General features: G+C 73.2%; 6 protein-coding genes. 4 read left to right on the forward strand and 2 right to left on the reverse strand.

Annotated features, from left to right (window positions below):
- Window positions 1-189 precede the first annotated feature (189 nt).
- Complete coding sequence (gene hemB, locus D8M39_RS03515) at window positions 190-1182, forward strand: porphobilinogen synthase (RefSeq protein ID WP_174233458.1); 993 nt, start codon at window positions 190-192, stop codon at window positions 1180-1182.
- A gap of 80 nt (window positions 1183-1262) precedes the next feature.
- Complete coding sequence (gene hemL, locus D8M39_RS03520) at window positions 1263-2582, forward strand: glutamate-1-semialdehyde 2,1-aminomutase (RefSeq protein WP_055082201.1); 1320 nt, start codon at window positions 1263-1265, stop codon at window positions 2580-2582.
- Window positions 2583-2701: 119 nt separating this feature from the next.
- Here the strand turns inward: hemL and D8M39_RS03525 are convergent, their stop codons facing one another.
- The gene (locus D8M39_RS03525; RefSeq protein ID WP_055082212.1) at window positions 2702-3400 is read right to left on the reverse strand and encodes a 3'-5' exonuclease; all 699 of its coding nucleotides are present in this window, start codon (window positions 3398-3400) and stop codon (window positions 2702-2704) included.
- A gap of 411 nt (window positions 3401-3811) precedes the next feature.
- On the opposite strand from D8M39_RS03525, the gene D8M39_RS03530 reads away from it, so the two are divergent.
- The gene (locus D8M39_RS03530; protein ID WP_094394315.1) at window positions 3812-7378 is read left to right on the forward strand and encodes an ATP-dependent DNA helicase; all 3567 of its coding nucleotides are present in this window, start codon (window positions 3812-3814) and stop codon (window positions 7376-7378) included.
- Between the two features lie 2 nt (window positions 7379-7380).
- Window positions 7381-11037 (forward strand): ATP-dependent DNA helicase, encoded by a 3657-nt coding sequence (locus D8M39_RS03535; RefSeq protein WP_310745609.1) that lies wholly within the window; start codon window positions 7381-7383, stop codon window positions 11035-11037.
- Here the strand turns inward: D8M39_RS03535 and D8M39_RS03540 are convergent.
- The gene (locus D8M39_RS03540; RefSeq protein ID WP_238693935.1) at window positions 11034-12299 is read right to left on the reverse strand and encodes a macrolide 2'-phosphotransferase; all 1266 of its coding nucleotides are present in this window, start codon (window positions 12297-12299) and stop codon (window positions 11034-11036) included. The two genes, D8M39_RS03535 and D8M39_RS03540, sit on opposite strands and share 4 nt — an antisense overlap.
- Between the last annotated feature and the right edge of the window lie 50 nt (window positions 12300-12349).

Raw genomic sequence — 12349 nt, forward strand, 5'->3', positions numbered from 1 at the left:
CGCGCGCTGCGGGAGCTGGGCCTGAGCCCCGTGACCGCCGCCCGGCCGACGCCGCGGGACCTGGCGGACGCGGTCGACGCCGCGCTCGGCACCGCACGAACCGCCGGCCGCACCACGGCCGGAACAGACGCACGACCAACGACCTGCACCGACACGGATCAGGAGAACGAGAAGATGAACGACGACGAGATGTCCTACGACCTGGTGTCGCGCCCGCGCAGGCTGCGCACCACCCCCGCCATGCGCCGGTTCGCGGCCGAGACGCGGGTGACGCCCTCCGAGCTGATCCTGCCGGTCTTCGTCAAGGAGGGGCTGAGCGAGCCGCAGCCGCTCGCGTCCATGCCGGGCGTGGTCCAGCACAGCATGGACTCGCTCAAGCGCGCGGCCGCGGAGGCCGTGGAACTCGGCCTCAGCGGCTTCATGCTCTTCGGCGTGCCCGAGACCCGTGACGCGGTGGGCTCGGCGGCGCTGGACCCGGAGGGGATCCTGAACCGCGGCATCCGTGCCGTGCGGGAAGAGGTGGGGGACGAGATCGTGGTGATGTCGGATCTGTGCCTGGACGAGTTCACGGACCACGGCCACTGCGGCGTGCTGGACGAGCAGGGCCGCGTGGACAACGACCGCACCCTGGAGATCTACGGCCGCATGGGCGTGGCGCAGGCGCAGGCCGGAGCGCACATGGTGGCTCCGTCCGGCATGATGGACGGCCAGGTGGGCGTGATCCGGGCCGCGCTGGACGCCGCCGGGCGCGAGGACGTCTCGATCCTGGCCTACAGCGCCAAGTACTCCTCCGCCTTCTACGGACCGTTCCGCGAGGCCGTGGACTCCACGCTGACCGGGGACCGCAAGGCCTACCAGATGGATCCCGCCAACCGTCGGGAGGCCCTGCTGGAGATGCAGCTGGACCTGGACGAAGGCGCGGACATGGTCATGGTCAAGCCCGCCATGAGCTACCTGGACATCCTGCGCGAGGTCGCGGACGCCTCCCCGGTGCCGGTCTCCGCGTACCAGATCTCCGGGGAGTACGCGATGATCGAGGCCGCCGCCGCGAACGGGTGGATCAACCGGGACGCCGCCGTGCGGGAGTCCGTGCTGTCCATCAAGCGCGCGGGCGCGAACTCGATCCTGACCTACTACGCCACGGAGCTCGCGCGGTGGTTCCGTGACGAGAACGGCCGGTAACCACACGAGCGCCGCGCGTGGGTCTGCCGCGCCACGGTGTCCCCGGGAGCCGCTCCCGGCGAAAGGAATGAAGTGATCTCATGAGTGTTTCGCAAGAACTGTTCGACCGCGCCCGTCGGGTGATGCCCGGGGGAGTGAACTCCCCCGTGCGCGCGTTCAACTCGGTGGGCGGCACCCCGCCGTTCATCGCCGCAGCAAAGGGCCCCTACCTCACGGACGTGGACGGCCGGGAGTACGTGGATCTCGTGTGCTCGTGGGGTCCCGCCCTGCTGGGCCACGCCCACCCTGTGGTGACCGAGGCCGTGCACGAGGCCGTGGAGCGTGGGCTGGGCTTCGGTGCCTCGACCCGCGGGGAGACCGAGCTCGCGGAGCTCGTGGTGGACCGCGTGGCACCGCTGGAGGAGATCCGCATGGTCTCCACGGGCACGGAGGCCACCATGACGGCCCTGCGCCTGGCCCGTGGCTACACCGGGCGGGACCTCGTGGTGAAGTTCGCCGGCTGCTACCACGGCCACGTGGACTCCCTGCTCTCCGAGGCCGGTTCCGGGGTGGCCACCCTCGCTCTGCCCGGTTCCGCCGGAGTCACGGCCGCCACGGCCGCCCAGACGCTCGTGGTGCCCTACAACGACCTCGCCGCCCTCGAGGCCGTCTTCGCCGAGCACCCGGGAGAGATCGCCGCCGTCATCACCGAGGCCGCCCCCTGCAACATGGGCGTGGTCACCCCGGCGAACGAGTTCAACGCTGAGATCCGGCGTCTCACGCAGGACAGCGGCGCCCTGATGATCCTCGACGAGGTCCTCACGGGCTTCCGTGTGCACGAGGCCGGCTACTGGGGACTGAGCAACGAGCACGGCGAGGACTGGGCCCCGGACCTCTTCACGTTCGGCAAGGTCATCGGCGGGGGACTGCCCACCGCCGCACTCGGCGGTCGCCGCGAGATCATGGAGCACCTCGCACCCACGGGGCCCGTCTACCAGGCGGGCACGCTGTCCGGGAACCCCGTGGCCATGGCTGCCGGTCTCGCCACCCTGAAGCTCGCGGACCGGGTGGCGTACCAGACCATCGACCGGCGCTCCGAGCAGCTGCGTGCCGGATTGCGCGAGGCGTTCGACGCCGCCGGGCTCGACTACTCGATCCAGGAGGCGGGCAACCTGTTCTCCGTGGCGTTCGGCACGCGCGAGCACGGCGTGCACGACTACGCGGATGCCAAGGCGCAGGAGAGCTTCCGCTACACCCCGTTCTTCCACGCGATGCTCGATGCCGGGGTCTACCTCCCGCCCTCGGTCTTCGAGGCCTGGTTCCTCTCCGCCGCCCACGACGACTCCGCGATGGACCGGATCCTCTCGGCGCTGCCCGCCGCCGCTGAGGCCGCTGCCGCCGCGCAGCCGCCGCAGGACTGAGCGGGCACCCCGCGCCGCCCACGGCGGCCGCGGGAGTGTGACGACGGCGCGGCACCCCTTCGCGGGGTGCCGCGCCGTTTTTCTCTCGGCAGGTCTGCGGGTGCGCGGAACGGGCCTTCTCAGGGGCGCGGGTGCACGGGCCAGGTGCCGTCCACCACGGCGTCGGGATCCTTGCGCCGGAAGTACTCCTGCAGGGAGGCGGCCTGCTCGGCGGCCCACCCGATCTGCAGCTCGTGCAGGGCGGTGGCGGGCTGGCGCAGCTCGGCGAAGCGCTCGGCCAGGGCGGTGGCCAGGCGCTCGGTGGCGAGCGCGTCCGCGGCGGAGGTGTGGGCGGCGTCGAGCACCACGCCGTACTCCTCGCACAGGGCACCCAGGGTGCGCTTGCCGCGACGGTAGCGGTGCACCTGCTTGTTGAGGACGAACGGGTCCAGGACCGGCATCGGCGTCATGGCCGGGAGATTGTGGCGTTCGTTCTCGCGCGCCAGGACCGTGAGGTCGTAGGCGGCGTTGAAGGCCAGCACGGGTACGCCGTCGTGCCACATGCCGGCGAGGACGCCGTCGAGCTCCGCGGCGACCTCCGCGGCGGGGCGGCCCTCCGCGCGGGCGCGCTCGGTGCTCACGCCGTGCACCGCCGCGGCCTCCTCGGGGATCTCGATCCCGGGGTCCGCGAGCCACTCCCACTCCCGCAGCACGTCCCCGGTGGGTGAGACCAGGACTACGGAGGCTGTCACGATGCGTGCCTGCTGGGGGTCGCGCCCGGTGGTCTCCAGGTCGAAGCACGCGCGGGGGCCTTCGGTCCACGACGCATCCGGGCCCACGACGGTGCCCTCGAGCGGGTTCACCGCGGTGCCTCCGAGCGGGGCGCCGGGAGCGGGTCGCTGCGGGGAGCCGACGACGTCGGGCGCGTCCGAGCCGTGCGGCGCCCGGTCCAGGGGCGGTTTCGCGGCGGCCGTTGGCGCAGCGTCCACGTGTGGAGCGTTGTCCTGCGGGGTCTCGGCGCGCGCGGCGTCGCCCTGGGGAGAGTTGACGTGCGGCGCCTCGAAGAGGGCGGGCTGCTCGGGGAGTGCCGGTTCCGGGGCCGTCCCACCGGCACCGGCCGGCGGGGTGGGCGCGTCGAAGAGCGCGGGCTGGTCGGAGTCCTCGGGATGCTGCGCGGAAGCCATGACCTCACGGTACCGGGGGCCGCCGACACGCTTATGCGTGTCGGAGTGCCGTGGTCTGATGTGGTCATGCACACGCAGCGAGAAGCCTCCTGGCGCGTCCTGCCGCCCCGCGGGGTGGACGAGGCACAGGCCCCCCTGGAGCTGGACCCCGCGCAGGAAACCGTGGTGGGACTCGCGCCGGGACACGGCCCCGTCCTGGTCCTGGGCGCCCCGGGCACGGGACGCAGCACCGTCACGGTCGAGGCCGTGGTCCGCAGGATCGCCGCGGGAACGGATCCGCAGCGGCTGCTCGTCCTCACTCCCTCGCGGGAGTCCGCCGCCGCCCTGCGGGACCGCGTGAGCCGCCGGGCCTCCGCCACCATCAGCACACCGCTCGTGCGCGCGTGGCAGGCGTACGCGTTCGACGTCCTGCGCCGGGCGCAGGCGCAGGGTCTGCTCCCCGGCATCGTCACGCCGCCCGTCCTGCTCTCGGGTCCGGAGCAGGACGCCTTCCTCGCGGAGATGATGCGCGGTCACGAGGCCGGCTACGGCAGCTCCGTCGTGTGGCCGGCGGAACTGGACCAGGCCCTCGGCACGCGCGGTTTCCGCGGCCAGCTGCGGGAGCTGTTCGACCGCATGAACGAGTACCGGGTGACCCCGGAGCAGCTCGCGGCGTGGGCCGAGCCCCTGGGCCACCCCGAGTGGCGGACGGCCGCGGCCTTCCGCGCCGAGTACCAGGAGATCCGCGCCCTGCGCATGCCCAGCGCGTTCGACCCCTCCGAGCTCGTGGACCGTGCCGCGAAGGTTCTGGAGGAGAACCCGGAGTTCCTCGCGGCCGAGCAGCAGCGCCTGGACGTGGTCCTCGCGGACGACCTCCAGGAGGCCACTCCCTCGGCGCACCGGCTCATTGGAGTGCTCACGCGCGGGCGGGACGCCGTGTTCACGGCGGACCCGGACACCACCGTCCAGGGGTTCCGCGGCGCCCGACCGGACCTGCTGCGCACGCTCGAGGAGCGTGTGGGCACCCCGTCCCACCCGCTGCAGCGGCTCCACCTCGGCACGAGCCACCGCATGCCGCGGCAGGTGGGTCTCGCGTGGCAGCGTGTGGCCCGCGCGGTCTCGGTGGTGGCGGGGGCCCGCGTCCAGCGCGCCCCGGAGCACCCGGTCGGCCCGGACGGCGAACCCCATGAGGGATCCGTGCGGGTGGCAGTGTTCGACTCGCCCACCGCCCAGGCCAGGTGGTGCGCGGACCGCTTCCTGCGGCTGCACGTCCTCGAGGGGGTGCCGTACCGCGAGATGGCGGTCATCGTCCGCAGCGGCTCCCAGCTCTCGGCGCTCACCCGGCAGCTCGCCGCGCTGGGCGTCCCCACCACCACCTCCGCGGCGGAGACACCCCTGCGGGACGAGCCCGCCGTCATTCCCCTCCTCAATGCCCTGCGCATCCTGCTGGCCGCCCAGGACAGGGACTCCGGACGCGACGGCGCGGCGGAGCTCGCTCCCGTCGACGGCGAGGCGTCAGCGTCCGGGGCCGAGGTCCCTGCGCCCGGCGCGGCGATGCCGCCGAGCGGTGACGGGCTCCGGGCCGCCGCTGGTGAGCTCTCCGCGACCGGTGACGAGCTTCCCCCGGCTCACGACCAGGCCCCCGCGTCCACCGACGAACCTGTCCCGACCGCCGACGACGCCCCCGAGGACCTGGACGCCGAGGCACGCGGGACCATGCTCACCGCCACGGCGGCCGTCTCCCTGCTGACCTCCCGGATCGGCGGCGCCTCACCCATGGAGGTCCGCCGGATCCGGCAGAAGCTCCGCGGCTACGAGCTGCGCACGGGCGGTGGCCGCACGAGCGACGACCTCCTGGTGCAGGCGCTCACGGACGGTGTGCTCCTCGAACTCGCCGAGGTCCGCTCGGACGCCGCCGCCCGTGTCGCGGACATGCTCCTGGAGGGCCAGAACGCGCTCCAGGAACCGGGGGCCACGGCGGAGTCCGTCCTGTGGGCCCTGTGGGAGGCCTCGGGTGTCGCTCCGAGGTGGCGCCGTCGTGCTTTGGCCGGTGGAGCGGAGTCGGTGCGCGCGGACCGGGACCTGGACGCCGTCGTCGGCCTGTTCGAGGCCGCCGAGCGCTTCGTGGACCAGGTTCCCGGCGCCACGGCCCGTGCGTTCATGGAGTACATGGACCACCAGGAGCTGCCCATGGACACCCTCGCCGCCCGCGCTCCCGCGGAGGACAACGTCTCCGTGATGACCCCTGCGGGTTCCGCGGGACGGCAGTGGGCCCACGTGGTGGTCGCCGGCGTGCAGCAGGGGGTGTGGCCCAACACAGCCCTGCGCGGGCAGCTGCTGGGCACGGACGTCCTCACGGACGCGCTCGACCACGGGCCGGAGCAGGCGCTGCGCCTGGGCGCGGTGGACCGGCTGCGGCAGGTGCGCTTCGACGAGCTGCGGCAGTTCGCCACGGCCGTCTCCAGGGCGGGGGAGAGCCTCGTCGTCACCGCCGTCGCGTCACAGGACGAGCAGCCCTCCGAGTTCGTGGACCTGGTGGTCGGCGACGAGGGGCAGGACACCGGGACCGTGACCGAGCACGTCACCGCGCCCGAGCCCCTCACCCTGCGGCAGCTCACGGGCACGCTGCGACGCACCCTGACCAGCGGTGCGTCCGGCGAGCACGAGCGGGAGGCCGCGGCCCGGCTGCTGCACGAGTTCGCCACGGTGGCAGATCCGGTGCGGGGGGCGGCCCCGGACGAGTGGTGGGGCCACGCCCCGCTGTCCACCGAGGAGGCGCTGTTCGACGCAGAGGAGGCGGTGCGCGTCTCACCGTCCAAGATCGAGACGATCCACCGTTCACCCCTCGACTGGTTCGTCGCCGAGGCCCGGGCCACCGAGGTCACGGACCTCAGCCGCAGCCTGGGCACCCTGGTGCACGACATCGCCGAGAACATGCCGGAGGCGGACGCCACGGAGCTCGTGGCCGAGCTGCGACGTCGCTGGCCCACGCTCGGCATGCCCGCCGGGTGGACGGGCGCGCAGGAGCTTGAGCGCGCGGAGGAGATGCTCCGCAAGTTCGCGCAGTACGCCCGTGAGATGGGCAGCAAGCACGGACGGCGGCTCGCGGGAGTAGAGGGAAGCTTCGAGGTGCTCGTGCGGGATGCCGCCAGGGACGCACTGCTCACCGGGCGCGTGGACCGGCTCGAGGTGGACGCCCACGGACGCCACGTGGTGGTGGACCTGAAGACGGGCCGCTCCAAGCCCTCCAAGGAGGACCTTCCCGAACACCCCCAGCTCGCCGCGTACCAGGTGGCGCTGCAGGCCGGAGCCGGGCGGGCCATGGAGGAGCTCAGCCGCACCGAGGACCTGCACGAGGCGCACCGGCCCGAGCGGATCGAGCTGCCCGAGGGCGTCGTGCTCGCCCAGCCGGGCGGTGCCCTGCTGGTCCAGCTCGGCGGTTCCACCAAGGCCCCGGGCGTCCAGGAGCAGGAACCGCTGGACGAGGAGCAGAGCTGGGCCAGGGAACTGATCACCCGGGCCGCCGCGCTGGTGGCGGGAACCCGGTTCGAAGCGCGCCACACGGCGGCCCAGGAGTCCGGGTACGGCATCCGGTGCGCGGTGCCGTGGGTGTGCCCGCTGTGCGCACAGGGGAGACAGGTGACGGAGAAGTGACCGTGCAGGAGAACTCCGAGGAGAAGGTCCGGTACACACCGGAGCAGATCGCCGAGGCGCTGGGGGAGCACCCGCCCACCGAGCAGCAGTCGGCGGTGATCTCCTCGCCCCTGACACCCCGGCTGGTGGTGGCGGGTGCGGGGTCCGGCAAGACGACCACCATGTCCGACCGCGTCGCGTGGCTCGTGGCCAACGAGCTCGCCCGCCCCGAGGAGATCCTCGGCGTCACGTTCACGCGCAAAGCGGCCGGCGAGCTGTCCCAGCGGATCAACGTCAAGCTGCGCAAGCTGCGCGCCGCGGGGCTGATCGCCGGGCCGGACGGGGAGGACGAGGCCCCGGCGGCCGTCCAGGAACCCACCGTGAGCACCTACCACTCCTACGCGAACTCGCTGGTGCGCAGCTACGGCCTGAGGCTCGGCGTGGAGTCGGACACCGTGCTGCTCGGCCAGGCCCAGGCCTGGCAGCTGGCCCACGACCTCGTCCAGAGCTGGGACGGCCCCCTGCCGGCGAAGGTTCCGGCGGCTTCCACGCTGACCACTGGGCTGATGAAGCTCGCCTCCGAGGCGTCCGAGCACCTGGTGGACGCTGGCCGGGTGCGCGAGTACGTCCACGACCTCCGGCTGCGCTGCCAGGATGCCCCGCCGGAGGGCAGGAAGCGCACTCCGGGCAAGGTCACGAGTGTGCTCGCGCGCATGGAGCAGACCGAGGTTCTCGCCGAGCTCGTGGAGCGCTTCCACGCCGTGAAGCGTTTCGACTCGGCGCTGGACTACGGGGACCTGCTGGCGCTTGCGGCGCGGATCGTGCGCGTGGACCCGCACGCCCGCACCGTGGAGCGGGACCGCTTCCGGGTGGTGCTCCTCGACGAGTTCCAGGACACCTCGCACGCCCAGCTCGCCCTGTTCTCCGGGCTCTACGGCGAGGGGCACTGCGTCATGGCCGTGGGGGACCCCCAGCAGTCCATCTACGGGTTCCGTGGCGCCTCCTCCGGCCAGCTGTTCAGCTTCGTGGAGAACTTTCCCCGGCGCGCAGCGGCAGACGAGGCCCCCGCGCAGTTCGCGGACACCAGTTTCCTCACCACCGCGTGGCGCAACAGCCTCTCCGTGCTGGACGTGGCCAACACCGTGGCCCAGCCCCTGCGCACACCCCCGCCGTGGAGCCGCTCGGCCGCCACCGTCGAGGTTCCCGCGCTGGACCCCGCCCCGGGCGCGGTTCAGGGCCGGGTCCGGGTCAGCAGGTACCTCACGGACACGGAGGAGGCGCAGGAGGTTGCCGGTCGGATCCACGACCAGCGTGCGGCCCACCAGGGCCAGCCGCTGGAGGAGATGCCCACCATGGCCGTGCTGTGCCGCCGCCGGGCCCAGTTCGAGCCCCTGCGCCTGGAGCTCGAAGCCCTGGACATTCCCTACGAGGTGGTGGGTCTGGGGGGCCTGCTGGACACCCCGGAGGTCGCCGACGTCGTCGCCATGCTGTACGTGCTCACGGATCCGGGCCGCTCGGACGCGCTCGCCCGGCTGCTGACCGGTGCTCGCTGGCGGCTCGGAGCCCGGGACCTCGCGGCCCTCGGAGACTGGGCTGCGGCCCTCGAACGGGGCCACGAGCGAGCGGCCCGGGGCGAGGTCGGTGATCCCGCCCAGTCCGAGCCCTCCCGCACCGGGTCTTCCCATGCCGAGTCTTCTCACGCCGATCGCGCTTCCGCGGGAGAGACCACGGCCGGGGACGCCACGAGTGAGGTCGCCACGGGTGGGGCCGACGCCGCGGAGGAGACGGTCGTCATGGCGGACATCGTGGACCGGGCGAGCCTGATCGAGGCCCTGGAGACCCTGCCGCGCGAGGACTGGGTGTCCCCGCGCGGCCGCAGCATCACCCCGGAGGGGATGCGGCGGCTGCGGGCGCTGCGTCGGGACGTCCGCGAGCTGCGCCAGGTCCTCGGTGACGAGCTGACCACCGTGCTCCACGAGGTGGAGACCGTCCTGGGCCTGGACGTGGAACTCGCCGCGCTTCCGGACGCGGACCCGGCGCAGGCGCGGCGGAACCTGGACGGTTTCCACGACCAGGCCGTGCAGTTCACGGCCACGACCCGCACGCACGACGTCCCGGCGTTCCTCGAGTGGCTGGAAGCGGCCTCGCACGAGGAGAACGGCCTGGAGCTGCCGCCGTCGCACGCCCGGCACGACGCCGTCCAGCTGCTCACGGTGCACGCCTCCAAGGGGCTCGAGTGGGACCACGTCCACGTGCCCGGGCTCAACGGGGACGACTTCCCCAGCAAGAACCCGTCCGCGTGGACGGGGGAGGCGGCGAAGCTTCCGTGGCCCCTGCGCGGGGACGCCCACCAGCTGCCGCAGTGGCAGGCGCGCACCGAGAACGTGCGTGAGCTGGAGGAGTCCTTCGACGAGTTCCTGGAGGACGCCTCCGAGCACGACCTCGCGGAGGAGCGTCGCCTCGCCTACGTGGCGTTCACACGCGCCAAGTCCCTCCTGGAACTGTCCGGGAGCGTCTTCCGGGGGAGCTCCAAGGGCGCGAAGAACCCGTCGCCGTTCCTGCTGGAGGCACGGGAGCTCGCCGACGGGGACAGTGCGGGGATCGAGCTCGGTCCGTGGGTGGAGCCGGAAGACGGTGCCACCAACCCGCAGCTCGACACCCGGGTCAGCGCTCTGTGGCCCTACGACCCCGTGGAGGGTCCCGAGATCGTGCGCACCGCGAGGGACGCCGAGGGGGAGCTCACGGAGACGGTGCTGCCGCCGGCGCACCGGGGCCGGCGCGCTCGGATGGACGAGGCCGCCCGTGCCGTGCGGGAAGGCGGTTTCGATGCGAACCGCGACCTCACGGACGAGGACCTCGAGCACGGTCCCTCGGGGGAGCTCGTGACCCGGTGGCGGCGGGAGGCGGAGCTGCTGCTGGCCCGACGCGAGGCCAGCGACGAGCTGCGGACCGTCCACATGCCGTCCCACGTGTCCGCCTCCGCGCTGGTGGCCATGGACACGGACCCCGAGGAGTTCGTCAGCACCCTGCGGCGGCCCATGCCACGCCGTCCGGGCACCGCCGCACGCGCGGGCACCGCGTTCCACTCGTGGGTCGAGGACTTCTTCGGGGACGCGGCCATCTTCGACCTGGACGAGCTTCCCGGTTCGGACGACTACGTGGACGAGGACCTCGACCTGCCCCGCCTCACGGAGACCTTCCGCCGCAGCCCGTGGGCCTCCCTGCAGCCCTACGCGATCGAGCTCCCCGTGGAGACCCCGGTGGGATCGCTCACGGTGCGTGGGCGCATCGACGCCGTGTTCCGCACCGAGGACGGCTGGGAGCTCGTGGACTGGAAGACGGGGCGGATCCCGCGGGGTCGGGAGCTGCGGCAGAAGGCGGGCCAGCTGGCCCTCTACCGGCTGGCGTTCGCACGACTGCGCGGTGTCCCCCTGGAGAGGGTCTCGGCGGCCTTCTACTACGTGGCCGCGGACGAGGTCGTGCGCCCGCACGACCTCGCGGACGAGCAGGACCTCGAGAGGATCGTGACATCCCTCTACGCGCGGGGATCGGGCTCGTCCACCCACGCCGCGGAGCCGACGTCCGGGACCGCGGACGAGTCCGCGCCGGAGGACACTGCACCGAGCCACACTGCACCGGAGCACACTGCACCGGACGACGCCGCCCCCGAGGAGTTCTAGGAGGTCTGGTCGGACCCGGTGGGGGTTTCTGCGTGGACCGCGGAGGAACCGGAGAGGCCCGGGTCGCCGGACAGTCCGGGGGACGGAGTGTTCGAGGCGTAGTCGTCACGGGGCGCACCAGGTCCGGTCGCGCCACCCCGGTGGCGAGGGGCCGCACCGTGGTCGGGGTCTTCCTGCTGCGGCACGTCCCGCTCCTGCCCGCGATCGTCCGCGCGTTGGACGCCGAGTTCGTTCTGCTCGCGCTCTGACGCGAGATCGCCGTCGAGTCCCCGCGCGGCGTCGTCGTGCCCCTCCGCCTCGTCCGCGAGGGCGGGCGCGACGCTCGGTTCCGGTGCGGCGGTGACGCCGGGGGACGGCGAGGCGCTGGCGCGGACGTCCTGCGCGAGGGTGGCGAGCATGCGCCCGGCGTTGTCCACCATGGACGGGATCCCGCGGTCCACGCCGCGCACGAGCCACTCGGCCAGGGCGAACTCGGCCTTGAGGTGCGCGCGCCGCAGCAGGTGGCGGTCCGGCGGCTGCACCGCGCTCACGGAGTACGCCTCGAGCACGGTGTCCGCGAAGGTCGGGTCCGCCATGCCCACGAGCCACGAGAAGTCCTCGGCCGGATCGCCCACGTGCAGGTCGCTCCAGCCGGTGAAGGAGACGAGCGCGCCGTGGTCCACGGTGATGTTGTCCTCGTGCAGGTCGCCGTGGACCACACGGGTGGAGAACTGCCACAGGGTGGTGTCCTCCAGCGCGTCCTCCCAGCGCCGCAGCAGCTCACCGGGGATCAGTCCGGTGGTGGCCGCCTGGTCGAGGTCGTGCAGCATCCGCTTGCGGCACTGCTCCGCGGAGTAGGCGGGCAGGTCCGCGTCCATGACGAGGGCGCGGGGCAGGGAGTGCAGGGTCCCCAGCGCGCGGCCGAGCTGCACCGCGAGGGGCGCTCGCGGCGCCGCACTCGGAGACGGCGCGTGCAGGGGCGGCTCGGGGCTCTCGTTCTGCCGCTGCAGCTCCCGGAGGCTGAGGGTGTGCCCGGGCAGGTGGGAGTACACGAAGGTGCGCAGCCCGTTGTGCGCCACGGAGCCGGCCACGGAGGGCAGGTGGAAGGGCAGGCGGGCGCGCACGGAGGGCGTGAAGGCCTGCAGCACCAGGTGCTCGGTCTCCAGGCGCATGCTCGCCTCGGTGTTCAGGGGGCTGCGGACGCGCCAGCGCCGGCCGTCCGCGTCCTGGACGATGCACGAGCGGAAGTCCGCGGCGTCGTCGGGGGAGGGACCGGTGGCCACAGGGGCCACCCCGGGCACGGCTGCGGCCGCCACGGCGGCTAGCAATTCGG

This window comes from Kocuria sp. HSID17590 (genome assembly GCF_003989485.1).
In the GTDB taxonomy this organism is placed as follows: Bacteria; Actinomycetota; Actinomycetes; order Actinomycetales; family Micrococcaceae; genus Kocuria; species Kocuria salsicia.